Origin of the sequence: Streptomyces sp. NPDC000983, assembly GCF_040299205.1 — a bacterium.
Lineage (GTDB): Bacteria > Actinomycetota > Actinomycetes > Streptomycetales > Streptomycetaceae > Streptomyces.
Map to the genome: position 1 here is coordinate 1 of NZ_JBEPBM010000018.1, position 26,183 is coordinate 26,183.

General features: G+C 71.7%; 25 protein-coding genes. 15 read left to right on the forward strand and 10 right to left on the reverse strand.

Going from position 1 to position 26,183, the window contains the following annotated elements:
- Window positions 1-111: 111 nt before the first annotated feature.
- Entirely contained in the window at window positions 112-624 is a 513-nt protein-coding gene (gene msrA, locus ABT296_RS21275; protein WP_351929581.1) for a peptide-methionine (S)-S-oxide reductase MsrA, read from the reverse strand.
- A 183-nt stretch (window positions 625-807) separates the two neighbouring features.
- Here msrA and ABT296_RS21280 point away from each other — a divergent pair, with 183 nt between their 5' ends.
- The 4 genes from ABT296_RS21280 (at window position 808) to ABT296_RS21295 (ending at window position 4,594) form a co-directional block, all read left to right on the forward strand.
- Window positions 808-1,401 carry a DUF4291 domain-containing protein gene (locus ABT296_RS21280; protein WP_351929583.1) on the forward strand — a complete coding sequence of 198 codons (594 nt, stop codon included), beginning with the start codon at window positions 808-810 and terminating at the stop codon, window positions 1,399-1,401.
- Between the two features lie 38 nt (window positions 1,402-1,439).
- Window positions 1,440-2,792 carry a hypothetical protein gene (locus ABT296_RS21285; protein ID WP_351929585.1) on the forward strand — a complete coding sequence of 451 codons (1,353 nt, stop codon included), beginning with the start codon at window positions 1,440-1,442 and terminating at the stop codon, window positions 2,790-2,792.
- 63 nt (window positions 2,793-2,855) lie between these two features.
- Complete coding sequence (locus tag ABT296_RS21290; protein ID WP_351929587.1) at window positions 2,856-3,977, forward strand: serine hydrolase domain-containing protein; 1,122 nt, start codon at window positions 2,856-2,858, stop codon at window positions 3,975-3,977.
- On the forward strand, window positions 3,974-4,594 hold the full coding sequence (locus ABT296_RS21295; protein WP_351929589.1) for a hypothetical protein: 621 nt from the start codon (window positions 3,974-3,976) through the stop codon (window positions 4,592-4,594). The genes ABT296_RS21290 and ABT296_RS21295 overlap by 4 nt, the downstream gene beginning before the upstream one ends.
- A gap of 33 nt (window positions 4,595-4,627) precedes the next feature.
- Here ABT296_RS21295 and ABT296_RS21300 read toward each other — a convergent pair whose 3' ends face one another.
- Complete coding sequence (locus ABT296_RS21300; RefSeq protein WP_351929591.1) at window positions 4,628-5,671, reverse strand: NAD(P)-dependent alcohol dehydrogenase; 1,044 nt, start codon at window positions 5,669-5,671, stop codon at window positions 4,628-4,630.
- A gap of 167 nt (window positions 5,672-5,838) precedes the next feature.
- Between ABT296_RS21300 and ABT296_RS21305 the strand changes: the two genes are divergently transcribed.
- A complete protein-coding gene (locus ABT296_RS21305) occupies window positions 5,839-6,753 on the forward strand; it encodes a helix-turn-helix domain-containing protein (RefSeq protein ID WP_351929592.1) in 915 nt (304 codons plus the stop codon).
- Window positions 6,754-6,780: 27 nt separating this feature from the next.
- Here the strand turns inward: ABT296_RS21305 and ABT296_RS21310 are convergent, their stop codons facing one another.
- A complete protein-coding gene (locus tag ABT296_RS21310; RefSeq protein ID WP_351929594.1) occupies window positions 6,781-7,551 on the reverse strand; it encodes a group II truncated hemoglobin in 771 nt (256 codons plus the stop codon).
- A 192-nt stretch (window positions 7,552-7,743) separates the two neighbouring features.
- Between ABT296_RS21310 and ABT296_RS21315 the strand changes: the two genes are divergently transcribed.
- The 3 genes from ABT296_RS21315 (at window position 7,744) to ABT296_RS21325 (ending at window position 13,435) form a co-directional block, all read left to right on the forward strand.
- The gene (locus ABT296_RS21315; RefSeq protein WP_351929596.1) at window positions 7,744-9,219 is read left to right on the forward strand and encodes an ABC transporter permease; all 1,476 of its coding nucleotides are present in this window, start codon (window positions 7,744-7,746) and stop codon (window positions 9,217-9,219) included.
- A gap of 45 nt (window positions 9,220-9,264) precedes the next feature.
- Window positions 9,265-9,951 (forward strand): ABC transporter ATP-binding protein, encoded by a 687-nt coding sequence (locus ABT296_RS21320; protein WP_351929598.1) that lies wholly within the window; start codon window positions 9,265-9,267, stop codon window positions 9,949-9,951.
- Window positions 9,952-10,198: 247 nt separating this feature from the next.
- Window positions 10,199-13,435, forward strand: a complete 3,237-nt coding sequence (locus ABT296_RS21325) for a S8 family peptidase (RefSeq protein WP_351929851.1) — start codon at window positions 10,199-10,201, stop codon at window positions 13,433-13,435.
- 81 nt (window positions 13,436-13,516) lie between these two features.
- On the opposite strand, the gene ABT296_RS21330 is transcribed toward ABT296_RS21325, so the two are convergent.
- Both ABT296_RS21330 and ABT296_RS21335 read right to left on the reverse strand, forming a co-directional pair.
- Window positions 13,517-14,779, reverse strand: coding sequence for a L,D-transpeptidase (locus ABT296_RS21330; protein WP_351929600.1), 1,263 nt, complete (start codon window positions 14,777-14,779; stop codon window positions 13,517-13,519).
- A 207-nt stretch (window positions 14,780-14,986) separates the two neighbouring features.
- Complete coding sequence (locus ABT296_RS21335) at window positions 14,987-15,331, reverse strand: hypothetical protein (RefSeq protein ID WP_351929602.1); 345 nt, start codon at window positions 15,329-15,331, stop codon at window positions 14,987-14,989.
- Window positions 15,332-15,451: 120 nt separating this feature from the next.
- Between ABT296_RS21335 and ABT296_RS21340 the strand changes: the two genes are divergently transcribed.
- Together ABT296_RS21340 and ABT296_RS21345 are read left to right on the forward strand one after the other, a co-directional pair.
- Window positions 15,452-15,817 carry an LPXTG cell wall anchor domain-containing protein gene (locus ABT296_RS21340; RefSeq protein ID WP_351929604.1) on the forward strand — a complete coding sequence of 122 codons (366 nt, stop codon included), beginning with the start codon at window positions 15,452-15,454 and terminating at the stop codon, window positions 15,815-15,817.
- Window positions 15,818-15,860: 43 nt separating this feature from the next.
- Window positions 15,861-16,628 carry a hypothetical protein gene (locus tag ABT296_RS21345; RefSeq protein WP_351929606.1) on the forward strand — a complete coding sequence of 256 codons (768 nt, stop codon included), beginning with the start codon at window positions 15,861-15,863 and terminating at the stop codon, window positions 16,626-16,628.
- Between the two features lie 52 nt (window positions 16,629-16,680).
- On the opposite strand, the gene hutH is transcribed toward ABT296_RS21345, so the two are convergent.
- The 3 genes from hutH to ABT296_RS21360 form a co-directional block, all read right to left on the reverse strand.
- On the reverse strand, window positions 16,681-18,219 hold the full coding sequence (gene hutH, locus ABT296_RS21350; RefSeq protein ID WP_351929853.1) for a histidine ammonia-lyase: 1,539 nt from the start codon (window positions 18,217-18,219) through the stop codon (window positions 16,681-16,683).
- A gap of 80 nt (window positions 18,220-18,299) precedes the next feature.
- Window positions 18,300-19,448, reverse strand: coding sequence for a GGDEF domain-containing protein (locus tag ABT296_RS21355; RefSeq protein WP_351929608.1), 1,149 nt, complete (start codon window positions 19,446-19,448; stop codon window positions 18,300-18,302).
- Window positions 19,449-19,548: 100 nt separating this feature from the next.
- Complete coding sequence (locus ABT296_RS21360) at window positions 19,549-20,352, reverse strand: enoyl-CoA hydratase/isomerase family protein (protein WP_351929610.1); 804 nt, start codon at window positions 20,350-20,352, stop codon at window positions 19,549-19,551.
- Between the two features lie 169 nt (window positions 20,353-20,521).
- On the opposite strand from ABT296_RS21360, the gene ABT296_RS21365 reads away from it, so the two are divergent.
- Complete coding sequence (locus tag ABT296_RS21365; protein WP_351929612.1) at window positions 20,522-21,166, forward strand: hypothetical protein; 645 nt, start codon at window positions 20,522-20,524, stop codon at window positions 21,164-21,166.
- Between the two features lie 73 nt (window positions 21,167-21,239).
- Here ABT296_RS21365 and ABT296_RS21370 read toward each other — a convergent pair whose 3' ends face one another.
- Both ABT296_RS21370 and ABT296_RS21375 read right to left on the reverse strand, forming a co-directional pair.
- A complete protein-coding gene (locus ABT296_RS21370; RefSeq protein ID WP_351929614.1) occupies window positions 21,240-22,349 on the reverse strand; it encodes an adenylate/guanylate cyclase domain-containing protein in 1,110 nt (369 codons plus the stop codon).
- A gap of 196 nt (window positions 22,350-22,545) precedes the next feature.
- Window positions 22,546-23,406, reverse strand: a complete 861-nt coding sequence (locus ABT296_RS21375) for a biotin--[acetyl-CoA-carboxylase] ligase (RefSeq protein ID WP_351929616.1) — start codon at window positions 23,404-23,406, stop codon at window positions 22,546-22,548.
- Between the two features lie 111 nt (window positions 23,407-23,517).
- Between ABT296_RS21375 and ABT296_RS21380 the strand changes: the two genes are divergently transcribed.
- The 4 genes from ABT296_RS21380 to ABT296_RS21395 all read left to right on the forward strand — a co-directional run bounded on the left by ABT296_RS21380 (window position 23,518) and on the right by ABT296_RS21395 (window position 26,162).
- On the forward strand, window positions 23,518-25,113 hold the full coding sequence (locus tag ABT296_RS21380) for an acyl-CoA carboxylase subunit beta (RefSeq protein ID WP_351929618.1): 1,596 nt from the start codon (window positions 23,518-23,520) through the stop codon (window positions 25,111-25,113).
- 13 nt (window positions 25,114-25,126) lie between these two features.
- A complete protein-coding gene (locus ABT296_RS21385) occupies window positions 25,127-25,336 on the forward strand; it encodes an acyl-CoA carboxylase epsilon subunit (RefSeq protein ID WP_351929620.1) in 210 nt (69 codons plus the stop codon).
- An 84-nt stretch (window positions 25,337-25,420) separates the two neighbouring features.
- On the forward strand, window positions 25,421-25,549 hold the full coding sequence (gene mmpB / locus ABT296_RS21390) for a morphogenic membrane protein MmpB (protein ID WP_351929622.1): 129 nt from the start codon (window positions 25,421-25,423) through the stop codon (window positions 25,547-25,549).
- Between the two features lie 4 nt (window positions 25,550-25,553).
- A complete protein-coding gene (locus ABT296_RS21395; RefSeq protein WP_351929624.1) occupies window positions 25,554-26,162 on the forward strand; it encodes a nucleoside triphosphate pyrophosphatase in 609 nt (202 codons plus the stop codon).
- Window positions 26,163-26,183 lie beyond the last annotated feature (21 nt).

Here is a 26,183-nt window from a genome sequence, read left to right on the forward strand (position 1 = left end):
CTTGTCTGTGAGGGCTCCTGACCCGCGGGACGCAGATCGGCCCACGGATGCATTTCGTATCCGGTCGGCATCTGGATGCGTCGGCCGCCGGCCCGGGTCCCGCCGTGCGCGTCAGCCCTGGGTGCGGGCGGGGAGCCGCCAGCCGGGGCGCGGGAAGTGGCAGGTGTAGCCCTCGGGGTACCGCTGGAGGTAGTCCTGGTGCTCGGGCTCGGCCTCCCAGAAGGGGCCGACGGGCTCCACCTCGGTGACGACCTTCCCCGGCCAGATGCCGGAGGCGTCCACGTCGGCGATGGTGTCCTCGGCGACGCGCTTCTGCTCGTCGTCGACGTAGTAGATCGCCGAGCGGTAGCTGAGGCCGATGTCGTTGCCCTGCCGGTTCCTGGTGCTCGGGTCGTGGATCTGGAAGAAGAACTCCAGGAGTGCCCGGTAGTCGGTCCGCTCGGGGTCGTACAGGATCTCGATGGCCTCCGCGTGCGTGCCGTGGTTGCGGTACGTCGCGTTCGGCACGTCGCCGCCGGTGTAGCCCACCCGGGTCGCCGTCACGCCCGGAAGGTGGCGGATCAGTTCCTCCATCCCCCAGAAACATCCGCCCGCCAGCACGGCCCTCTGCGTCTGCGCGGCCATCACGACCCCTTTCCCTGTCCGTCGTCTCGATAGGAGCGGGCAGCCCGGTCCACACACCCCCGGCACTCCCTGCCCGCTCCCCTCAACACATCGAACCGCCGCCCCATTCCATCGCCGCCGCCGGCCCGGCCCCCGCCCGAAATCGGGTGGCTCCCCGGACCGGGCCGCCTGCACGCTGTTCCCATGGACGCACCGCAACGCGTGATCCGCGCGGCCCACACGGATTCCACGATCACCGTCTACCAGGCCTACTCCCCGGAGATCGGCCTGCCGGCAGCCCGCGAGGGCCGCTTCCCGGCGGGGTGGAAGCGGGAGCGCATGACGTGGATCAAGCCCTCGTTCCTGTGGATGATGTACCGCTGCGGGTGGGGGCTGAAGCCGGCGCAGGAGACCGTTCTGGCGGTCGAGATCGAGCGGGCCGGGTTCGACTGGGCGCTGCGGAACGCGTGCCTGTCGGGCTATGTCCGGGGGCTGCACACCGACCGGGCCGCCTGGCAACGGGAGTTGAGGCGGGCGCCCGCGCGGGTGCAGTGGGATCCCGAACGGGACCTGCGGCTGCGGCCGTTGCCGTACCGGTCGCTGCAACTGGGTCTGTGCGGTGAGGCGGTGCGGCGTTACGCGGACGAGTGGATCGTCGGCATCCGCGACGTGACACCGCTCGCCCGGGAGGTCCACGCCCTCGTCGATCGCGGGGACCTGGACTCCGCGGCCCTGCTGCTGCCCCGCGAGGACGCCTATCCCGCCGCGGAGGAGAGCCTTGCCCATCTGCGGGGATGACCGCTCGGCGGGCGGGAGCCGGTGATTACCTTGGCGGCATGACGGAGTTCGATGTGGTGGTGCGGGGGCGCGTCGGTGGTGGGGGCCGGGTGGAGCGGGTGCTGTGTCATCCGCTGCTGCCGCTGGCCGTCGCCTGGGACGTGGAGCGGCCGGCCGTGCGGGTGCTGGACCTGTCCGCGGGGCGGTTGCGCGAGGTCGGGTGCGTGGGGGGCGAATCAGCGCCGTACGAGCGGGAGTTGGGGTGGAATCGGATGCGGCGTACGCCTGCCGCGGCCTGGCATCCTGAGCTGCCCTCCCTCGTCGTGGCGACGGAGGAGGGGCTGGTCGGGTGGGGGGCCGAGGGCGGGGTCGTTCCGTTTCCGGGCGCCGGGGGCGTCGCGTTCCCCGACTCCGGGGGCGACCGGGGCACCGCGTTCCCCGAGGCGGGCGTGAACAGCGCGGGCGCGGGGGCACCGGGTGGGGTTCGGTATCGGGATGTCGCGTTCAGTCCCGGTGGGCGGTCCCTGTGGGCCTCGCCCTCGCCGGAGGGCGGGAGTGATTCGTGGGAGCGGTCCGATGTGATCGATCCCGGGTCGGGGCGGGTGCTGGCCGGGGCCGGTACGCGGTGGGACACCGGGGTCGCGGCGCACCCGGGCGGCGGGCTCGTGGCCACCCTGCGCAGTGATCAGGGCGCCACCCATGTGATCTTCGGGCGGGTCGCGGACGAGGCCGGGCCCGCGCCGATGCGGGTGCTGCGGCGGGCCCTGATCCTCGACGCCGACGGCTACGGGACGCCGGTGTTCAGTGCGGACGGGCGCCATCTGGCGGTCAGGGGCAACGCCTACTTCAACTCCGTCGACGTCTTCGCCTTCCCCTCCCTGGAGCGCGTGCTGTCCGTGCCGCTCGGCGAGCCCAGCCCGGGCTTTCCCTACCCGGACGAGTGGCTCGCCGAGATGCGGTCCTGGTCGCGGCAGAACATCGCGTTCGGCCCGCGGCCGGGCGAGCTGTGGATCGGCACGCCGAAGGGCACGCTCGTCGCGGTCGGGGTGGACGGCGGGGAGGCCGTCGAGCACGACGTACTGACCGGTGCCCCGGTCACGGCGCTCGACGCCACCGCGACCGGTGACCTCCTCATGGCGGACGGACAGGGTGACCTCACGCTCCTGGCCGTACGGTCCGGCACGGCGCCACCCGACCGGGGTGAGCCCGCGGCCGCCGTCGCGGCCTTCCTGGCCTCCACCTCCGAGGTGCCCGAGGACGGCGCCGACCTGCAGGAACACCTGGTGATCACGGACGGGGACCGGTCCTGGGCGGCTGAGGACCTCGCGACCGTGGACACCGCCGCCGAGACCGATCCGAGCTGGCTCCAGATCCAGGCGGCCGTGAACCGGGCGGGCGGTGAGGGGGTGTAGCAGCCCACGAAACACGCCCTAATTGGGTTGCGGGTCCCCGGAGGGGGCGGGCTTGATGGTCGTATGGGCGACATCCAGGGCTCCGGCATCGAGGGCTCCGACATCCAGGGCTCCTACGACGAACTCTTCGCCGCCGTGCCGCAGGCACTGGCCGACCTGCTGGACGGCGGTGACGTCGGCGGCTCGGTCGCGGTCTTCGTGGACGGCGAGCCCGTGGTGGACGTGTGGGGCGGGTACGCCGACCCGGCGCGGACGGCGCCCTGGCGGCGGGACACCCTCGTCAACGTCTGGTCCGTCACCAAGACCATGACCTCGCTGTGCGCCCTGGTCCTCGCCGACCGGGGCGACCTCGACGTGGACGCGCCCGTCGCCCGGTACTGGCCCGAGTTCGCCGCCGCCGGCAAGGAACGGGTGCTGGTACGGCATGTGCTCGCGCACACCGCCGGGCTGCCCGACTGGGATCCGCCGCTCGCCACCGAGGAGCTGTACGACCGGTCCGGGGTCACGGCGAGGCTGGCGGCGCAGGAGCCGCTGTGGGAGCCGGGTACCGCCGCCGGGTACCACTCGCTGACCCAGGGTTTCCTGGTGGGCGAGCTCGTCCGGCGGGTCACCGGCCGCGGCCTGGGCGTGTTCTTCGCCGAGGAGGTGGCGGGTCCCCTCGGCGCCGACTTCCACATCGGGCTGCCCGCCGAGCACGACGTACGGGTCGCGCCCGCCGTTCCGCCGCCGGGCCTGGACGAGGAGTACGCCAGCGGTCCGGGCCCGGCGACCGCGCTCCGGGTCCGCGACGGCAACACTCCGGCCTGGCGCCGGGCCGAGATCCCGGCCGCGAGCGGGTTCGGCAACGCCCGGTCGGTGGCCCTGGTGCAGTCGGCGATGGCCTGCGGCGGAACCGTGGGCGGGGTGCGGCTGCTGTCGCCGGCCGGCTGCGAGCGGGCGTGGCAGGAGCAGTTCAGCGGCGAGGACCGTGTCCTGGGCATGCCCACGCGCTGGGGGCTCGGCTACGGGATGTTCGGCTCGACGTGCGGGTGGGGCGGCTGGGGAGGCTCGCTGGTGATGATCGAGCCGGAGACCCGGTCGGTGGTGGCGTACATGACCAACCAGATGCGCGAGCCCACCGAGGACACGAGAGGACTGGAGATCGTGATGTCCGCGCAGGACGGGATAGGGGCGATGCGCAAGTGACCAGTACGTATCAGCGGGGGCTGCGCGACCGGCTCCTCGCGGCGCCGGTGGTGCCGGCGCCGGAGCCGTGGCGGCCGGTGTTCGGGTCGTACACGGCGAGCGGTCACGCGCCCTGTGCCGCGGTGGGCGGTCTGCTCGGCATCGGTTTCGCCGTCCACCCGGGCAGCGGGCGGGATCTGGTGATGGCCGTGTCGCACGACGGGCACGGTCTCTTCGACGCGGTGAGCGGGGAGAGGATCGCCCGCGACCGCGAGCCGGACTTCGAGGACAGCACGCCCGACTCGGCCCCCGACCTGACCTGCCCGGGACTCGGCCCGGTCGCCGGTACCCGGGTGCACATCGCCGGTCTGTACGGCGGGGGGCTGCACCTGGGCACCGGGGACGGCTGGTTCCTGAGCGTCGAGACACCTCAGTGGCCGGAGGAGCGGGTCCTGCTGGAGAACGGCGGGCAGTTCCACGACAAGCCGCACGGGGAGGGCTGGTGGCACGTCTTCCACTCCACCTGGTCCACCTTCCGGGCCGCGGGCTTCTCCCCCTCGGGCCGGACGCTCGCCGTGGCGACGAGCAGCGACCTCACCCTGTGGATCCGCGAGGCCCCGGCCGAGGGCCCGCGCTGACAGCCTCCGCAGACCCCCGGCCCGGCCCCGCCCTCAGATCGTCGCCGTGTCGATCACGAACCGGTACCGGACATCGCTGGCCAGGACCCGCTCGTACGCCTCGTTGATCTCGCTCGCGGCGATCAGTTCGATCTCGGCGCCGAAGCCGTGCTCCGCGCAGAAGTCGAGCATCTCCTGGGTCTCGGCGATGCCGCCGATCGAGGACCCGGCGAGGGTCCTGCGCTGGCCGATCACCGAGAAGAGGTTGAGGGAGATCGGCTCCTCGGGGGCGCCGACGTTGACGAGGGCGCCGTCGGTCTTCAGCAGGGAGAGGTAGGAGCCGAAGTCCAGGGGCGCGGAGACCGTGGAGACGATCAGGTCGAAGGTGCCGGCCAGCTCCTGGAAGGTCTTGGGGTCGCTGGTGGCGTGGTAGTGGTCGGCGCCCAGCTTCAGCCCGTCGTCCTTCTTGCGCAGGGACTGGGAGAGCACGGTCACCTCGGCGCCGAGGGCGTGCGCGATCTTGACGCCCATGTGGCCGAGGCCGCCCATGCCGAGGATCGCGACCTTCTTGCCGGGGCCGGCGCCCCAGTGCTTGAGCGGGGAGTACAGGGTGATGCCCGCGCACAGCAGCGGCGCGGCCACGTCGAGGGCGAGGCCGTCGGGGATGCGGACGGTGTAGTTCTCGTCCACGACGATCTGCCGGGAGTACCCGCCGTAGGTGGGCTCGCCGCTGCGGTCGACGGCGTTGTACGTGCCGGTCATGCCGCCGTCGGTGCAGTACTGCTCCAGGCCGGCGCGGCAGTTGTCGCACTCGCGGCAGGAGTCGACCATGCAGCCGACGCCCACCCGGTCGCCGACGGCGAACTTCGTGACGCCGGGGCCGACCTCGGCGACCACGCCGGCGATCTCGTGGCCGGGCACCATCGGGAAGATGGCCTCGCCCCAGCCCTCGCGGGCCTGGTGGATGTCCGAGTGGCAGATGCCGGCGAACTTGATGTCGATCAGCACATCGAACTCGCCGACGGCACGGCGCTCGATGGTGGTGCGCTCCAGCGGCGCCTTGGCAGCGGGAGCGGCGTACGCGGCGACAGTGGTCATGGGAGTGGTTCTCCTAGGGGTCGCGTGCCCGGCCGCCTTCCGCCCGGGCACCACTCCAGCCTGCCCCCCGGATCGCGTTCCACCCAGGTCACGGCTTTGCGTACGTCTGCTGTGCCTACCACTGGCGGGGTCAGGCTGGTGGGCGTACGACCGGGAATACTGGACGTATGAACGAGCAGCCCGCACCCCCCGTGGAGCCAGGCGGCGGCCTGGACCGGCGCGCCGAGCTGAGTGAGTTCCTGCGCACCCGGCGCGCCCGGCTGAAGCCGGAGGACGTGGGCCTGCCGGACTTCGGTCGGCACCGCCGGGTGCCGGGGCTGCGGCGCGAGGAGCTGGCGCAGCTGGCCGGGGTGTCGGTGGCGTACTACACGCGGCTGGAGCAGGGCAACGGGCGCAACGTGTCGGCGGAGGTGCTCGACTCGATCGCGCGGGCGCTGCGGCTGAGCGACGCCGAGCACGCGCATCTGACGCATCTGGCGCGGCCGAAGCAGCACAAGAAGAAGTCCGCGGGGCGTCCGGAGCAGGTGCGCAGCGGGCTGCGGCAACTGCTGGACTCCATCGACGGCGTCCCCGCGTACATCAGCGGGCGGCGGGCGGACATCGTCGCCTGGAACCCGATGGCGGCGGCCGTGTTCGGGGACTGGGGCGAGCTGCCGGCGGCTGAGCGGAACTGGGCGCGGCTGGTCTTCCTCAAGCCGGAGTACCGCGAGCTGTTCGTGGAGTGGGACCAGAAGGCGTACGACGTCGTCAGCTATCTGCGGATGGACGCCGGCTGTCACCCCGACGACCCGCGGCTCTCCGCGCTGGTGGGTGAACTCTCCGTCAAGAGCGAGGAGTTCAGGCGTCTGTGGGCCACCCACGACGTCAAGGAGAAGAGTTACGGCATCAAGCGGGTGCGGCATCCGCTGGTCGGTGAACTGACCCTGAACTTCGAGACGTTCGCGCTGACGGACGGCTCGGAGCACCATCTGGTGACGTATCACCCGGAGCCGGGTTCGCCGTCGGCCGAGGCGCTGCGGCTGCTGGCGAGCTGGGGTGCGGACGCCACCCGGGCCGGGGCCTCGGCACCGTCCGCGCCCTGAACCTCGGCACCGCCCGCACCCCCGGCCTCAGCCCTGGTAGGGCGGGGCGGCTCCCCAGGTCCACTTGGGCACCGGCTGCGGCGCCGGGGCCTGCGCGTCGGGGCCGGAGAAGTACACCGCGAGCCGGGTGCCCCACTCCACGTAGGCGAGGAAGGCGGAGCGGAACTCCGCGTCCGTGGGCAGGCCGGCGTCGTCCGCCGCGTCCTGGACGAGGTTGACCCAGCGGCGGCGCTGGGTCTCGGTGATGCCCAGGCCCCGGTGTTTGGCGACCATGTGGTCGTGGCCGCCCTGGGTGCCGGAGTAGGCGGGCGGGCCGCCGAAGACCTCGCCGAGCCAGAGGGCGACATGTTCCGCGTGGTCCGGGTCGAGTCCCTCGAACAGCGGGGCGAGCAGGTCGTCCTTGCGGACCCGGTCGTAGAAGGCCGCGGTCAGGCGGCTGAGGGCGTCGGCGCCGCCCGCCCAGGCGTACAGGGTCGGCACCGCGGAGCCGGTGCCGCGCACCTCGGTCGGCCGGTAGTGGCGCATCTCCTCGATGTCGCCGATGTACGGGCGGATCTCGGCGAGGAAGCCGGGGAAGAGGTCGGAGGTGCGGAAGCCCTCGATGTGGTCCTGGGCCGAGGTCCAGGTGATTCTCAGGATGTAGTGCGCCAAGTCCTCCTCGCAGCGGGTCAGTTCGTAGTCGACGCACTGCGGGGCCGCCGCGAGGGAGGCGGCGGCGAGGGCGTAGGCGGCGAGGAACTCCGCAGCCTGTTCCTCGGGGACGCGGTACCGGACGTATTCCACCGTGTGAGCCGTCATGGGCCCACACAAGCACGGCGAAACGGTGGAAGGCGGGCTTCCGGCAGGGCGCCGGGCGGTGTCAGCGCTGGGCGAAATCCGGCCGCTCTGACAGGGGCGTGCGGGGCGGCTGACGGGTCACGGACAGCCTTCTCATCCTTCTCTTATTTCCGCCTTACCCCTTCATCACAAGCCCTCCATAGCTTGCGGCGCATGTTCTTCACCTACCTGAGGCGCGAGTTGCGCCGCCGCAGAAAGGCGGCCCTCGTCGTCGCCTCCGGGCTCGCGCTGGGCATCGCCCTGGTCATCGTGGTCAACTCCGTGTCCTCGGGCATGGGAAAGGCCCAGGACAAGGTCCTGGAGTCGCTGTACGGGCTCGGCACCGACATGACCGTCACCAAGGCGGCGCCCGCCGAGGGGAGCCGGCCCGAGCGGCCGCGCTTCGAGTTCGACGCGCGGGACGAGGGCTCCGACGAGGAGCAGAGCAGTGACCAGGTCATGGTCCAGGGCTTCCAGACCCTGGCCGGCTCGACCGTGGACAAGGTCGGCGCGCAGAGCGGTGTGTCGGACGCGGTCGGCGGGCTGAGCCTTCAGGTCATCAAGGTCGACGGGCAGTTCCGCCGGGGCGAGTTCCAGCAGGACGGCGACGGCGGGCAGGGCGGTCGCGGCGGCGGGACGCAGATGCCCGAGGGCCGGGTCGAGGGCGGCGGCGCCGAGTTCGACGTCAACAGCTACTCGGTGTACGGCACCGATGTCACCGAGCCCGCGCTGGGCCCGCTGACCTCCTCGAAGATCACCAGTGGTCGTACGTTCAAGTCGTCGGAGACGAACGCGAAGGTGGTCGTCGCCGACGCCGCCTACGCCAAGGAGAAGGAGTTGAAGGTCGGCTCCGAGGTCACCATCAAGGGCACGAAGTTCGAGGTCATCGGTATCGCGACGCCGGAGAGCGGTGACGCCTCGGCCAATCTGTACATCCCGCTGAAGCAGGCGCAGACGCTGAGCGACTCCAAGGACAAGGTCACCACGATCTACGTCAAGGCGACGGACTCGCAGCGCATCGAGGCCGTGAAGTCTCAGATCCAGAAGAACATCTCCGGTACGACGGTGACGACTTCGGCGGATCTGGCGGACACCGTGTCGGGCTCGCTGTCGACGGCGTCGGACCTCGCGAGCAGTGTCGGCAAGTGGCTGTCGATGGCGGTGCTGGCGGCGGCGTTCCTGGTCGCGGGGCTGCTGACGTCCTCGGCGGTGTCGCGCCGGGTGCGGGAGTTCGGCACGCTGAAGGCGCTGGGCTGGAAGTCGGGCCGGGTGACCCGTCAGGTCGTCGGTGAGGCGGTCGTCAACGGGCTGGTGGGCGGTGTCCTCGGCATCGCGGTCGGCCTGGCCGGCGCGTACGCGGTGACGGCGATCAGCCCGACGCTGGAGGCGCAGCTCGGCTCGACCGGCGGCGGCTTCGGCGGCCCGGGGGGCGGCGGCATGGGCGGCGGCCCCGGTGGAGGCATGGGCGGCGGTCCGGGTGCCCAGCAGACGTCGAACGCGCTGGAGGTGGCCCTCACCGCCCCGGTGAGCGCCACCACGATCGCCCTGGCGGTGGGTCTGGCGGTGGCGGGCGGTCTGATCGCCGGCGCCTTCGGCGGCTGGCGCGCCTCCCGGCTGCGTCCGGCGGACGCGCTGCGCCGGGTCGAGTAGCGGCCGCTCCACCCCCACCGACCCCAATCCACCAGGAGCCACCTCATGTACGAACTCAGAAATGTCACCAAGGTCTACAGCCGCGGCAAGGAAACCGTGCGCGCCCTCGACGGGGTCGACCTCACCATCCCCGACGGGGACCGGCTGGTCATCCAGGGGCCGACCGGCGGCGGAAAGTCCACGCTTCTGCAGATGCTCGGCGGACTCGACCGGCCGACGTCGGGAGAGGTGGTTCTGGACGGCACGGATCTGGCCAAACTCTCCGAGGGCAGGCTGACCGGCGTGCGCAGCGAGAACATCGGATTCGTCTTCCAGAGTTTCAATCTGATCCCCACGCTGACCGCTCAGGAGAATGTCGAGACGGCGCTCGTCCCGCTCGGCGTGAAGGTGCGGGACCGGCGTGAACGGGCGGCACAGGCACTGAAGTCGGTCGGTCTCGGGGAGCGGCTCGCGCATCTGCCCTCGGAGATGTCCGGCGGTCAGCAGCAGCGCGTCGCGATCGCCCGGGCGCTGGTCAAGGAGCCGAAGGTGCTGCTGGCCGACGAACCCACCGGAAACCTCGACGAGTCGATGCGCGACGAGATCATGGAGGTGCTCGAACGGATGTGGAAGGAGCTGGGACTCACCTTCATCATGGTCACGCACGATTCGTCGATCGCGAGAAAGGCCCCCCGCGTCGCGACCATCCGCAAGGGCAGGATCTCCGTCAAGGAGAACGCGCAGAACACCTGATATGCCGCCAGTACGGCGCCATATCCGGCCGGTTCTGTCCGTAGCCGTTCTCTTGAGGTAACTGATCACCCCCCGGCATACTTGCGTATTCCGGGGGGTGCACGTACGTCTGTGCAGGACCACCCCCGGCCGGGTGAACGGGGAAATCCACCCGGTACTTCAGCAAGGGGGAAACTTGCGCAGACAAGTGAAAAAGGCATGCGCGGCCACGGTCGCCACGGCGGCCGCCGTCGCCCTCGCCGCCGGCATGACCAGCCCGGCGTCGGCGAAGCAGGAGCAGGAGCGGGCGGGTTCCGCCGCACAGCTCGGCGCCCACCACCGCATCACCCTGATCACGGGGGACCGGGTCGCCGTGGACGCCAAGGGCCGGGTCGTCGGCCTGGAGCGGGCGGAGGGGCGGAAGCACATACCCGTCCAGGTCCGGAAGATCGAGGGGCACACCCTCGTCATACCCGCCGACGCGGCCCGGCTGATCGCCGCCGGCAAGCTCGACCAGCGGCTCTTCGACGTCACCGAGCTGAGCAAGTCGGCGACCCGCAAGTCGCAGGCCAAGGGCCTGAAGGTGATCGTCGGCTACAAGGGCGCCGCGGCCGGTGCCAAGGCCGACGTCCGGGACGCCGGTGACCTGCGGCGCACCCTGAAGTCCCTGAACGCGGACGCCGTGCAGACGCCGTACGCGGAGACTCCCGAGCTGTGGGACGCCGTGACCAACGGCGACCGCACAGCCTCGGGCATCGCGCACATCTGGCTCGACGGCACCCGCAAGGCCACGCTCGACACGTCCGTGTCCCAGATCGGCGCCCCCAAGGCGTGGTCGGCGGGGTACGACGGCAAGGGCGTGAAGATCGCGGTCCTGGACACCGGTGTCGATGTGAACCACCCGGACCTCAAGGACCAGGTGATCGCCTCGAAGAACTTCACCCCGGCGGCGACCGCCGAGGACAAGGTCGGCCACGGCACGCATGTCGCGTCCATCGCGGCGGGCACCGGCGCGAAGTCCGGCGGCACGTTCAAGGGCGTGGCGCCCGGCGCCCAGGTCCTCAACGGCAAGGTCCTGGACGACACCGGTTCCGGTGACGACTCCGGGATCCTCGCCGGCATGGAGTGGGCGGCCGAGCAGGGCGCCCAGGTCGTCAACCTCAGCCTCGGCGGCACGGACACCCCCGAGGTGGACCCGCTGGAGGCGGCGGTCAACAAGCTGTCCGCGGAGAAGGGCATCCTGTTCGCCATCGCGGCGGGCAACTCGGGCCCGGAGACGGTCGGTTCGCCGGGCAGCGCGGACGCCGCGCTCACCGTCGGCGCCGTCGACGACAAGGACGAGCTGGCCGGCTTCTCCTCCACGGGCCCGCGGCTCGGGGACGGCGCCGTCAAGCCGGACGTGACCGCGCCGGGCGTGGACATCACGGCCGCGTCCGCCAAGGGCAGCCTGATCGAGCAGGAGGTCGGCGAGAAGCCGGCCGGCTACCTGACCATCTCGGGTACGTCGATGGCGACGCCGCATGTCGCCGGTGCCGCCGCGATCCTCAAGCAGCAGCACCCGGAGTGGACGTACGCCGAGCTGAAGGGCGCGCTGACGGCGTCCACGAAGGGCGGCAAGTACACGCCGTTCGAGCAGGGTTCGGGCCGGATCCAGGTGGACAAGGCGATCAAGCAGACCCTGATCGCCGACCCGGTGTCGCTGAGCTTCGGCGTGCAGCAGTGGCCGCACACCGACGACACCCCGGTCACCAAGGAGCTGACGTACCGCAACCTCGGTACGGCGGACGTCACCCTGAAGCTGTCCTCGACCACGATGGACCCCAAGGGCCGGCCGGCCCCGACGGGCTTCTTCAAGCTGAGCGCCACCTCGGTGACCGTCCCCGCGGGCGGCAAGGCGACCGTGAACGCGACGGTCAACACCAAGCTGGGCGGCACCCTGGACGGCGCCTACTCCGCGTACGTCACGGCAACGGGCGGCGGCCAGAGCGTCCGCACGGCGGCGGCGGTGCAGCGGGAGTCGGAGTCGTACGACGTCACCGTCAAGCACATCGGCAAGGACGGTCAGCCGTCCGACACCTACCTCACCGACCTGATCGGCTACGCAGGTCTGGGCAAGGACCGCGCTTACAGTGTTCCGCCGGTCGCCTCCGGCACCACAACGTTGCGTGTCCCCAAGGGCACCTATCTCCTGGACGCCTGGATCGTCAAGGACTTCGACACCTTCGAGGGCGGCGTCGACTGGCTGGTCCAGCCGAAGCTGAACGTCACCAAGAGCACCTCGGTGACGATCGACGCCCGGAAGACCGAAGCGGCCGACATCACCGTGCCGGACGCGCAGGCGAAGCCGCACTCCGCGATGATCAGCTACATGTACGACCCGGCCATGATGGGCATCGGCCTGGGCGCGGACAGCTTCGCCAACATCCGCGTGGCTCACCTGGGCGGCGAGGTCTCCGGTCTCCAGCAGACCTGGAGCGGCCAGTGGGCCAAGGGAGCCGACGCCGAGTACGACGTGGCCACCAGCGCGACGGTGAAGAAGTTCCAGGGCGACAAGGTCCGTCACTTCAAGGCGGGCGAACTCGCCACGGTGAAGAACAAGTTGGGTGCGGCCGCGGCCGGCAAGACCGGCGGGCTGAGGGCCATCGGCCTCTTCCCGAATGACATCAGCATCGGAAGTCTCATCGAGCAGAAGCTGCCCGACACCCGTACGGTCTACGTCTCGACCTCGGACCAGGTCCAGTGGACGTTCGACTTCGAGCAGTACAGCGGCCACGACGCCGACGGCTGGCCGATCGCGGACGCGTACTACACCCTGGGTGACCCGAAGACCTTCAAGGCGGGCAAGACCTACTCGCAGACGTTCAACACGGCCGTCTTCGGACCGCACCTGAACAGCGATTTCGGCCTGTACCGCGACGGCAACAACATCTACGGGTACCTGCCGCTGTTCGCCGACGGCGCCAAGCACGCCGGCTCATCGAACTTCACCTCGGTGAACACCACCCTGTATCGCAACGGCACCAAGATCGGCTCCAACGCCGACCCGCTGTTCGGCGAGGCCTTCAAGGTCCCGGCCGCCGAGGCCGAGTACAAGCTGACGACCTCGGTGAAGCGGAGCGTCAAGGTGGCGGCCGCCTCCACGCGGATCGACGCGAGCTGGACCTTCAAGTCCAAGAAGCCCGCGGGCGGCGACCTGGCCAAGCTGCCGGCCTCCAGCGTCCGTTTCGCGGCCACCACGGGCCTGGACAGCCGGGTCGTGGCGGGTCACACGAAGACCGTCCCGGTCGTCGTGGAGGGCGCGGCCAAGGGCGCCAACCTCAAGTCGCTCGCGGTGTACGTGTCGTACGACTACGGCCAGACCTGGAAGAAGGTCACCGTCACGGGCGGCAAGATCAAGGTCAAGAGCCCGGAGAAGGGCAAGGCGATCTCGTTCCACGCGAAGATCACCGACAAGAAGGGCAACAAGTCCACCGTCTCGATCTACAACGCGTACTACGGGAAGTAGTCCGCAGGCGGTGACAGACGGAGCGGCCCCCGGGACTCAGGTCCCGGGGGCCGCTTCTCGTTGGTGGAGGGAGGAGGCGGATCAGACCGCCGAGCCCGCCTTCCAGTCAGCCCAGCTCATGTTCCAGCCGTTGAGGCCGTTGTCCGGGGAGACCTGCTTGTCGCCGGTGTTCTCGACGACCACGACGTCGCCGACCATCGAGTTGGTGTAGAACCAGTAGCCTTCGGTGCCCTTGTCGTCGGCGCCCTTGGTGTCGTTCAGGCCGACGCAGCCGTGGCTGGTGTTGACGTTGCCGAAGACCGAGTCGGCGCCCCAGTAGTTGCCGTGGATGAAGGTGCCGGAGTTGGTCAGGCGGATGGCGTGGGGCACGTCCTTGATGTCGTACTCGCCCTTGCCGTCGTCGTCGGTGAAGCCCACTGTCGCGCCGTTCATGCGCGTTTCCTTGAACATCTCGGACATCACCATGGTGCCCTCGTACGTCTTGTTCTCCGGCGAACCCGCGGAGATCGGGATGGTCTTGACGATCTTCCCGTCCTGCGTGACCTTCATCTGCTTGGTGTTCGCGTCGACGTAGGAGACCTGGTTGCGGGCGATGGTGAAGGTGACCGTCTTCTGCTGGACGCCGTAGACGCCCTCGGCGCCCTCGACACCGTCGAGCGCGAGCTTCAGCGTGACGGTGGAGCCCTCCTGCCAGTACTCGTCCGGCCGGCAGTCCATGCGGGTGTCGTTGAACCAGTGGCAGGCCACTTCCTGGCCGCTGCTGGAGGTGACGGTGACGCCCTTCTGGACGTCCGCCTTGTTGGTGATCGCCTTGTCGAAGTTGAGCGACACCGGCATGCCCACGCCGACCTTGGAGCCGTCCTCGGGGGTGAAGTAGCCGAGGAAGCTGTTGTCGGGGGAGACCGTGCTGAACGAGGCGTTCTCGTGGGCGACGCGCCCGTCGGCGTCCTCGGCCTCGACCGCGATCTTGTAGGTGGTGGAGCGCTCCAGCTGGGCCTCGGGCTTCCAGCTCTTCTTGTCGGCGGATATCGCGCCCGCGACGGCGGTGCCCTCGGAGGTGGTCATCGTCACCTTGGTGAGCGTGCCCTTGCTCACGGTGACGGCCGCGGAGTTGTTGATGGAGGCGTTGTCGGTGCCGTCCTTGGGCGTGATCTTGATCTGCGCCTCGGAGGTCTTCTGGGCCGCCGCCTCGTCCACCTTGGCCTGCGAAGTGTCCTCACCGTCGCCCGCGGAGGCTTCACTGCCACCGGAGCACGCCGAGAGCAGCAGCACGCTGCCGAGCATGGCGGACGCGACCGTCAGGCCCCTGCGCCGCTTACCGACCGTCATCACACGCTTCTCCATCGTTGCCGAAATCCCCAAAACCCCGAGAGTCCCCGTTAAGAATCTTCAACGCTACGACCGGTTCGTCCCGTTCCACATCCCTGGAATGTGTGGGCCACACCACGTTCGCCGGGGCGGGTGGTGCTGGTGTTCGGCCTGTGCGCCCGTTGAGACGACGAAACCCCGGACGGCGGTTGCCGTCCGGGGTCACGATTTCCCCAAGCGGGCTCAGCCAACCGTCTCTTCTTCGTCGTCCTCGTCGCCATCATCCTCGTCGAGGTCCCAGTCCGGCGAATCCGGGTCGTAGTCGATCCGCTCGCTGGACCAGGACGCCTGCGCGAGTTCGACCCCGGGCACCCCACTGACCAGGTCGAACGGGTCGACGAGATAGGCGAGGGCCTCGGCGGTGTCTTCCGTCACAGCCTCCTCGGCGTGCACCCGCTCACCGTCGGGCATGTCGGTGTCGCCGGCGATCCGCTCCAGGGCGGCCTTGGTCACGGCCTCCGCTTCGTCCACTTCCAGAACGAGTTCAACTCGAATCCGGACAAACCGTGATGTCTCTTCAGTGCTCATGGTCGGAGCGTACGTCCCTGGCCGAGCTCGAGGCTCCCACGACTTTCCCGCGACCCGGCCCTTTCATTAACATCGCCCCACACGGCCAATTCGCCAGCGCCACAAGGGGATCGATATTCCGTGTCATCCGCTCGCCGTCCGTTGCTGACCGCCACCGCCGCGGGGGCGCTGCTGTGCGCCCTGTGGTTCGTCCCGTCCGCGAAAGCGTCCGCGGACGAGCCGTACAGACCCGCGTCCGCGTCGGGCCCGACGACGCAGATGACGCAGACGACCCCGTTGACCGGGGCGACCGAGGTGACCGAGGCGACCAAGATGGCGCAGATGACGCAGCAGGTGCCCGCCGGCACCACGAGCGTCTCCCACGTCGAACTCGCCGACACCGGCAGCTTCGACACCACGCCGTACGTGCTGGGCGGGACCGCCTCGCTCGCCCTGGGCGCCGGGTTCGTCGTGTACTCGATTCGCCGGGAACGCCACGGTTTCTGAACTGACTTGACGATTCTTTAAACAAACCTTCATAGTCCGGCCCATGAAGAGATCATCGAGGGCGCGCATGGGCGCCACGGTCGCCATGGGCGCGGTTGCGCTCGCCCTCATCACGGGCTGCTCCAGCGAGGAGTCCGGCGGCTCCGAGTCCACGGACAAGGGGAACGCCTCCCCCACCCAGGCCGCGAAGGCGCTGAGCGCCACGGAGCTGGAGAAGCTGCTGCTCGCGCAGGGCGACGTCAAGGGCTACAAGGTCGACGCCGGGGACGACACGCTCCCCAACTCCAAGTCCGAGGTGAAGACGGACAAGCCCGCGTGCGACCCGCTGGCTTGGGCCACGGCCGCCCTGGCCCCGGGCGACACCGAGGCGAGCGCCTCCAACACCCTCGCCGAGGACAAGGCGGCCTCCGCGACCGCCGCCCCGGAGAGCGTCGAGGACGCCTTCGACATCAACATGACGTTCGTGGGCCTGTCGTCGTACGACGGTGACGGCGCCGAGCAGGCCGTGAAGGCCGTCAAGGACGGCGTCGCCGCCTGCTCCGGCGGCTACGGCATGAAGGCGGCCGGCGAGAACTCCAAGGTCGTCGAGGTCGCCGAGGCGAAGGGCTCCGGCCAGGGCGACGAGTCGGTCGCGTTCTCCCAGGGCGTCGACATGGACGGCGAGGGCACGGCCACCTTCACCACCGAGGTGGTCCGCAAGGGCAACACCGTGGCCACGTTCTACACCGTGAACTTCGCCTCCCTCGGCACCGGCAAGGCCGCCACCACCCCGGCGGCGCTCGTCGAGGCTCAGGTCGGCAAGATCAAGTAGATCCCACGGAGCCCCGCCGTCACGTCCGGACGGCGGGGCTCCGTGCTGTCCGCTACCGGAGCGGCCCGGTGACGCTCTCGGCGGCCGCCACCAGGAGCCCGTCCCGTACGAAGGCGTCGGCGGCGGCGAGGTCGGGGGCGAGGAAGCGGTCCGGCCCGGGGCCCTGGACGCCGGCCTTGCGCACGGCGTCGATGACGGCCCGGGAGGCCGGGGCGGGGGCGAGCCCCTCGCGCAGTTCGATACCGCGGGTGGCGGCGTACAGCTCGATCGCGACGACCCGGGTGAGGTTGTCGATCGCGGTGCGCAGCTTGCGGGCGGCGGACCAGCCCATGGACACGTGGTCCTCCTGCATCGCGGAGGACGGGATCGAGTCCGCCGACGCCGGTACGGCGAGCCGCTTCAGCTCGCCGACCAGGGCGGCCTGCGTGTACTGGGCGATCATCAGCCCGGAGTCGACACCGGCGTCGTCGGCGAGGAACGGCGGCAGGCCGTGGCTGCGGTTCTTGTCGAGGAGCCGGTCGGTGCGCCGCTCGGCGATGGAGCCGAGGTCGGCGGCGGCGATGGCGAGGAAGTCCAGCACATAGGCGACCGGGGCGCCGTGGAAGTTCCCGTTGGACTCCACCCGGCCGTCCCGCAGCACCACGGGGTTGTCCACGGCCGAGGCCAGCTCCCGCTCGGCCACCAGCCGGGCGTGCGCCATGGTGTCCCGCCCGGCGCCCGCGACCTGCGGGGCGCAGCGCACGGAGTAGGCGTCCTGGACCCGCGGGGCGTCGTCCTGGTGGTGGCCGGTGAGCTGGGAGTCCTTCAGTACGGCGAGCATGTTGGCGGCGGAGGCGCCCTGGCCCGGGTGGGGGCGGATGGCGTGCAGCTCCGGCGCGAGCACCCTGTCGGTGCCGAGCAGCGCCTCCAGGGACAGCGCGGCGGTGATGTCCGCGGACTTGTACAGCGTCTCCAGGTCGGCCAGGGCCATGACCAGCATGCCGAGCATGCCGTCGGTGCCGTTCAGGAGGGCCAGGCCCTCCTTCTCGCGCAGCTCGACGGGGGTGATGCCGGCCTCCGCGAGCAGTTCGCCGGCGGGGCGCACGGTGCCGTCGGGGCCCTCCGCGTCGCCCTCGCCCATGAGTGCGAGGGCGCAGTGGGAGAGCGGGGCGAGGTCCCCGGAGCAGCCGAGGGAGCCGTACTCGTGGACGACCGGGGTGATGCCGGCGTTCAGGACGTCGGCCATGGTCCGCGCGACCTCGGGGCGGACGCCGGTGTGGCCCGAGCAGACGGTCTTCAGGCGCAGGAACATCAGCGCGCGCACGACCTCGCGCTCCACGCGCGGCCCCATGCCGGCCGCGTGCGAGCGGACGATGTTGCGCTGGAGCTGGGCGCGCAGTTCCTGGCTGATGTGCCGGGTCGCCAGGGCGCCGAAGCCGGTGGAGACGCCGTAGACCGGTTCAGGCTTGGCCGCGAGCGCGTCCACGATCTCGCGGGCGGCGGCCAGGGCGGCCACCGCGTCCTGGCCCAGCTCGACGCGGGCGCCGTCGCGCGCCACGGCGAGGACGTCGGACGCGGTGACCCCGGACGTCCCCACCACCACAGTGTGCATATCCATATTCAGGAGCGTACGCAGTGAATTCCGAGATGTCACCAGTGGGGGCCGGGTTCGCCCCTTACCGCCTCCGGCGGTCAGCGGCGCCCCCGGAACCGGCGGCGCTCGGCGGTGGACGGCTGCCCGGAGGGCTCGTCGGCGAGCTGGACGACCGGGTCGTCGGGGCCCTCCCGGCCCGCGACCACCGGCTTCGCGGCGTGTACGGCCTTGGCCCGGTACTGGGCGGCGTCGGCCAGCCGGAAGAGGCGGCGGGCGGAGCGGACCGGGCCGATGGGGTCGCCCGTGGAGGCGACCCCGCAGGCGACCCCGTCACCGAGCTCCAACTCGGACGCCCTGCGGCACAGTTCGTCGGCGGCGCCGACGACCTCGTCGGCCGACGGGCCGACCGCGAGGAGGCAGAACTCGTCGCCGCCGAGGCGGGCGGCGAGGGTGCCGGGGAGCATGGCGCCGCACAGTGAGAGCACCGAGCCGAAGCGCTCCAGCAGCCGGTCGCCGACGGCGTGCCCGAGGGTGTCGTTGACGCGCTTGAGGCCGTTCAGGTCGCAGACCACGAGGCTGACCACGACACCGTCCCGGCGGTGCCGGTCGACCGCCTCGTCCAGCCGCCCGTCGACGGCACGCCGGTTGGCGAGGCCGGTCAGCGCGTCCGTGAACGCCAGCCGCCGGGCCTCCTCCAGCCGTTCCGCCTGCGCGATCCCGGCGGCGACGACCGCGGCGAGGACGGTGGCGAAGTCGGCGTCGGCTCGCTCGAAGACGGGCACGCCGGCCGGGCGGGCGACGTAGAGCTCGCCCCAGGCCCGGCCGTTGAGCACGATGGGCGCGACGACGCAGCAGCCCCGGCCGCGCCGGCGCAGCGCGGCCACCCGCTGGTGGACGTACCCGGGGCGGCGGCCGGCCGCGGGCCCCTCGGCCGTCTCCACCCAGGCGTCGGGCTCACCGCCCCCGGCCCACCGCTCGTGCAGGAACTCCGTGATCTCCGGGAACTGGTGGACGGGATAGGCCTCGTCGTCGGGGAACTCCGCCTCACCGGCGGCCCGGTCCCCCACGTTCACCAGCACCCGCAGCCGCCCCAGTTCCCGCTCCCACACCGACAGTGCGGCGAAGCTCCCGCCGAGCGCCCGGCAGGCCCCACCCGCGGCGGCCCGCCAGGCTTCCCGTGAGCCATGAGCCGCCGCCATCCCCTGCGCCAACCCCACAACGGCCGCCAGCCGATCGTCCTCTCCCATCACCCCAGGCTAGGGAGGTTCACGACAAACAGGGACATTGATACGGCGAACAGGTGTAGCCCCCCAGGTCCGACCTCGCCCGTCCCCGGCCGCCCCGGCGTCACTCCCCCGGCCAGGCGGGCCTGCGCTTCTCGTTGAAGGCGGCCACACCCTCCGCCCGGTCCCCGGAGAAGGCCACCGACCGCCAGGCCGCGTCCTCCACCTCCAGGCCGGCGCGCAGGTCAAGACCGTGCCCGAGCCGCAGCGCCCGCTTCGCCGCACGCAGCCCCACCGGCGAGTTCGCGGCGATCCGCCCGGCCAGCGCGAGCGCCTCCGTACGGTCCTGCCCGGCCTCGACCAACTGGTCCACCAGGCCCAACTCCCGCGCCTCCGCGGCCTCCAGCCGCCGCGCCGTGAAGATCAGCTCCGCCGCCCGGGCCGCCCCGACCCGGCGCGGCAGCAACTGCGTACCGCCGCCGCCCGGGATCACGCCCACCGACACCTCCGGCAGGCCCACCACGGCCGTGGCGTCGGCCACGATCAGGTCGCAGGAGAGCGCCAGCTCGAACCCGCCGCCCAGCGCGAACCCGTGCACCGCGGCGATCGTCGGCACCGGAAGCTCCAGCACCCCGGTGTACGCCCCGCGCGCCACCGGCCGCTGGCGCACCAGGTCGGCGTCGGTGAAGGAGTTCCGCTCCTTGAGGTCGGCGCCGACGCAGAACGCCCGCTCGTGCGTCGAGGTCAGCACCACGACCCGTACCTCCCGGTCCGCGCCCAGGGCCGCGCAGGCCGCGCCGACGGAACGGGCCATCTCCGTCGAGACGGCGTTCATGGCCTTGGGCCGGTCCAGGGCGAGTTCCGCGACATGCCCGCCGTCCCCGTGCCGCCGCACCAGCACGAACTCCCCGAACCGCTCCTCGCTCATGACACCCTCCGGTTAACGCGGGTTAACAACAGACGCCCTGATCATCGCAGCCCGGCCGCCCCGACGGAAGGCACCCCGTTCGGGTGACATGCCCGCAAACCGCGCTCCGGCGCCCACCGGAGCACATAGCGTGCGTCCGCCACGGCGCACCGGGAGGATCGTGATGGCGGTGACACAGGCACCGGAGTCGGTGTCCACGGACGGCACCTCGGACTCACCCGCGCCCCGGCTCTTCGGCCCGCGCGGCCGGCACCGCAGGCCCCGCCCCCGCAAGGTCCTGCTCGCGGCGGGCGGCCTGGCCCTGGTGGCCGGCGCCCTGACCCTCGTACGGCTGTCCCCCGGACCGGGGCCGGACACCCTCGGCGCGCCGGGGGCGGAACCCTGGGCGGACCGGGAGGGGACCGCGGGTCCCCGTACGGACCGGGCCACCAACGCCGCCGCGACCGTGGACACCGTCCCCCGGGCCGACCCCTCGGCGACCTCCGCCCAGGGCGGCCGCACCGCCTCGCCCACGGCGACCGCGAGCCCCGTGCCGACGGCACCCGCCACGGCCGTACGGCCCCAGGACCCGGTGGCGCCCGCCCCGCGACGCCCGGACACCGCGCCCGGGCCGACCGAGTCGCCCGAGCCGCCCGCCGCCACGACAGCCCCCGCACCTCCGCCCGCGGCCGCGCCGGCCCCGGCGCCCGGTACGAGCAGCAGGCCCCCGCAGACCCCGAGCCCGAAGCCGACGCCCAGCCCCTCCGGCCTGCCCGGCGTGTGCATCCCGGTGATCGGCCTGTGCGTGGACACGCTGGACGCGCGGCGTCCGTGAGCGGGCCTGCCTAGGTCGTGTCTGACAATTCCCGTCTGCCCTGCGGGCGACGACGGGAATTGTCAGACACGACCTAGAGCGGAGGCGCGTCCCGGCGGGAGAGGAGCCAGGGTTCGACGACGCCGAGGCCGCGGACGGGCCGCTGCCACATCGGCTGGAGCGCGAAGCGGTACACCGGCGGCTCCTCGCCCTCCTTCTCGGCGGCCGCGGCGGCCTCCGCCGCCTCCGCCTCGGAGGCGGGTGCCTCACCGGTCCTGATCAGCTCCTCGGCGAAGGCGCTGTCGACCAGGACGGCGTCCCGGGGCGCTATCGACGTCAGCCGGGAGGCCAGGTTCACGGTGGTGCCGAAGACATCGCCCATCCGGGTGGTGACCGTGCCGAAGGCGATGCCGACCCGCAGTTCGGGCATGGTCTCGTCGTTCGCCATGGTCTCGATCAGCCGGATCGCGATCTCGGCGGCGACGCCCGCGTCGTCGGCGGCGTAGAGCACCTCGTCGCCGAGCGTCTTGATGAGCCGTCCGCCGCGGGCGGCCACCAGGTCGGCGGCGGTGGTCTCGAAGGCCTCGACGAGCTCGCCGAGCTCCTCCTCCTCCATCCGCCGGGTCAGCCGGGTGAAGCCGACCAGGTCGGCGAAGCCGACGGCCAGGCGCCGGTCGACCATCTCCTCGTCGTCGGCGGCCTGCACGACCCGGCCGGTCGCGGCGGCGAGCTGCCGCCGCCACACGTAGACGAGGAACTCCTCCAGCTCGGGCAGGAGCAGTTCGACCAGCGGATAGGTGACCTCGGTGCGGGTCATGCCCGGCTCGGGGGGCTCGGTCAGGCCCTCCAGGAAGGAGTCGATCTGCCATTCGGCCAGCCGGGCGGTGGTCTGCCCGGTGGACCTGGCCACCTGCACGGCCATGGCCTCGCTCAGCAGCCCCGCCTCGACCAGACCCGCCAGACGCCTCAACGCCAGCACGTCGGCCTCGGTCAGCGCCTTGGCCTGCCCGATGTCGGCGAAGCCCATGGCCCGCCAGAAGCGGGACGCCAGCTCCATGGAGACACCGGCGCTGCGGGCGGCCTGAAAAGGGGTGTAGCGCCGCTCCGCGCCGAGGATGAGCTGTTCGAGACGCAGGGCGAGGGGGTCCTCGCCGGGGTCGGCGGCGTAAGGGTCCATGCCGGAGCCCGTGTCGTCGACGGTCACGCCTGCTGCCCTTCCGATCTGCCGCGGTCAGGTATCGACCGGCCCCAACTCTACGGCAGGTGTGCGCCAGCTCACTCCGTCGAGCGGTGCCGAGGGTTTCCCGATCGCGTCCGGTCCTGTACGTGCGGTCGTTCCGCCGGGAGCCTGGGTACCCGGGCACCGGCCGGGCAGACCTGCCCGATCCGGCCACCGCGGCTCAGGCCGGGCGCAGGTGCACGATGTCGCCCGCGCCGACCGGCGCCTGTACGCCGTCCTCGGTGGCGATCACCAGCCGGCCGTCCCCGTCCACCGCCACGGCCTCGCCGACCAGCGTGCGGTCACCGGGCAGCTCCGCCCGCACCTGCCGCCCCAGCGTGGCGCAGCCCGCCGCGTAGGTCTCCAGCAGCCCGCTCGCCGAGGGGTCGCCGCCGGCCGAGCGCCAGCGCCCGTACCAGTCCTCCAGCGACCGCAGCACCGCCCGCAGCAGGGGGTCGCGGTCCGTGTTCGCGGCGCCCGCCAGGGCCAGCGAGCCCGCCTGGGGCACCGGCAGCTCGTCCGCGGCGAGGGTGACGTTGATGCCGACCCCGACCACCACGCCGTCCTCCCCGGCCCGCTCGGCGAGGATGCCGCCGGCCTTGCGTTCCGCGCCGTCGACGGTCACCAGCACGTCGTTGGGCCACTTGAGTGCCGTGTCGACGCCGGCGGCCCGGGACAGCCCCGTCGCGACCGCCACCCCGGTGAGCAGCGGCAGCCAGCCCCAGCGGGCCACCGGGACCTCGGCGGGGGTCAGCAGCACCGAGAAGAACAGGCCGGAGCGGGCCGGTGCCGTCCACTGCCGGTCCAGGCGGCCCCGCCCGGCGTCCTGCTCCTCCGCGACCAGCACCGCGCCCTCGGCGGCCTTGCCCGCGGCGGCCAGGGCCACCAGGTCGCTGTTGGTGGACCCGGTGCGCCGCACCACCTCCACCCCGCTCCACAGTCCACCGTCGCGGACCAGCGCGCGGCGCAGCGCCGCGGCGTTGAGCGGAGGGCGGTCCAGGTCGGACCAGCGGCTGTCGTCTGAGGCATCCTGAGGCGTCATGCAAGCCACCCTAGGTGTGGTAAACGCCGCACTGCCGATCGGTAGGCGCGCCACTACTCTACGGATGAGTAACCGTCCCCCCTTTTGAGCAGGCAGGGAGCCGCGATCCCGATGTCCGAGCCGGAAGAGCAGATCGACATCCACACCACCGCGGGCAAGCTCGCGGATCTTCGGCGTCGTGTCGAGGAAGCGACACACGCCGGCTCGGCCCGTGCGGTGGAGAAGCAGCACGCGAAGGGCAAGCTGACGGCCCGTGAGCGGATCGAACTCCTCCTGGACGAGGGGTCGTTCGTGGAGCTGGACGAGTTCGCCCGGCACCGTTCGACCAACTTCGGCCTGGAGCACAACCGCCCCTACGGGGACGGTGTGGTCGTCGGCTACGGCACCGTCGACGGGCGTCCGGTGGCGGTGTTCTCGCAGGACTTCACCGTGTTCGGCGGCGCGCTGGGCGAGGTGTACGGGCAGAAGATCGTCAAGGTGATGGACTTCGCGCTGAAGACGGGCTGCCCGGTCATCGGCATCAACGACTCCGGCGGCGCCCGTATCCAGGAGGGGGTGGCCTCGCTGGGCGCGTACGGGGAGATCTTCCGCCGCAACACCCACGCCTCGGGGGTGATCCCGCAGATCAGCCTGGTGGTGGGGCCGTGCGCGGGCGGCGCGGTGTACTCACCGGCCATCACCGACTTCACCGTGATGGTCGACTCGACGTCGCACATGTTCATCACCGGCCCGGACGTCATCAAGACGGTCACCGGCGAGGACGTCGGCTTCGAGGAACTCGGCGGCGCGCGCACCCACAACGCGGTCTCCGGGGTGGCGCACCACATGGCCGGCGACGAGAAGGACGCGGTCGAGTACGTCAAGCAGCTCCTGTCGTATCTGCCCTCGAACAACCTCTCCGAGGCGCCGGCGTTCCCCGAGGAGGCGGACCTCGACCTGTCGGACGAGGACCGCGAGCTGGACGTGATCGTCCCGGACAGCGCGAACCAGCCCTACGACATGCACACGGTCATCGAGCACGTCCTGGACGACGCGGAGTTCTTCGAGACGCAGCCGCTGTTCGCGCCGAACATCCTGACCGGGTTCGGGCGGGTCGAGGGACGGCCGGTGGGCATCGTGGCCAACCAGCCGATGCAGTTCGCGGGCTGCCTGGACATCGACGCGAGCGAGAAGGCCGCGCGGTTCGTGCGGACCTGCGACGCGTTCAACGTGCCGGTGCTGACCTTCGTGGACGTGCCCGGCTTCCTGCCCGGCGTGGGCCAGGAGCACACCGGCATCATCCGCCGCGGCGCCAAGCTGATCTACGCCTACGCCGAGGCGACGGTCCCGCTGATCACGGTGATCACCCGCAAGGCGTTCGGCGGCGCCTACGACGTGATGGGCTCCAAGCACCTGGGCGCGGACCTGAACCTGGCCTGGCCGACCGCGCAGATCGCGGTGATGGGCGCGCAGGGCGCGGTCAACATCCTGCACCGGCGCACCATCGCCGAGGCGGAGAGCGCCGGCGAGGGCGAGACCACCCGCGCCCGCCTGATCCAGGAGTACGAGGACACCCTCCTCAACCCCTACATCGCGGCCGAACGCGGCTACGTCGACTCCGTCATCATGCCCTCCGAGACCCGCCGCCACATCGTCCGCGGACTGCGCCAACTGCGCACCAAGCGGGCCTCCCTGCCCCCGAAGAAGCACGGCAACATCCCCCTCTAGCCCAGGAGCCGTCATGACGATCAAGGTGCTGCGGGGCAACCCGACACCGGAGGAGCTGGCCGCCGCCCTGGCGGTGGTCCGCGCCCGCGCCGCGGCGGCCGCGGCCGTGCCGTCCGGCGCGGAGCGCCCGAGGGACGCCTGGTCCGATCCGTCCCGGATCGCCGCCCACCGCCTGCCCCAGCCCGGGCCGACGACCTGGGCCCGCAGCCACTGGCCCGGCTGACCCCGCGGCCCAGGTGGAATGCCGGGCGCCACTTTGAGTACGCGTACTCAGGCGCCCGGCGCAGGCCGGCCGCACCCTGGAGGCATGCTGTGGTCCGACCCCGAAGACGAGCCGCCCCAAGAGCTGCGCGACATGCAGAACATGCTGCGCAGACTGGGCGTGTTCGTCGCGCTGGCCATGGTGCTCGCGATGCTGGTCACCGGTCTACGCTGACCCCATGACAGATCAGCCCCGCCGCCGGCTCGTCCTCGCCTCCCAGTCCCCCGCCCGGCTCGGTCTGCTGCGCCAGGCCGGTCTGGACCCCGAGGTGATCGTGAGCGGCGTCGACGAGGACGCCGTCACCGCACCCACCCCCGCCGAGCTGGCGCTCGCCCTCGCCGAGGCCAAGGCGTCCGTGGTGGCGGCCCGGCCCGAGGTCATGGGCGCCCTGGTGATCGGCTGCGACTCGGTCCTCGACCTGGACGGCGCGGCGCTCGGCAAGCCCGCGGACGCCGAGGAGGCCACCGCGCGCTGGAAGGCCATGCGGGGCCGCGCCGGGACGCTCCAGACGGGCCACTGCGTCTGGGACACCGTCAGCGGGCGGTACGCCTCCGCGACCGCCTCCACCGTCGTCCGGTTCGGCGAGCCCAGCGACGAGGAGATCGCCGCGTACGTCGCCTCGGGCGAACCCCTCCACGTCGCGGGGGCGTTCACGCTCGACGGCCGCTCGGCCCCGTTCATCGACGGCATCGACGGCGACCACGGCAATGTCATCGGCATCAGCCTGCCGCTGCTGCGGCGGCTGCTGGGCCGGCTGGGCACCCCGATCACCGACCTGTGGACGTGACCGCGCCCGCCGCCGGGTGAC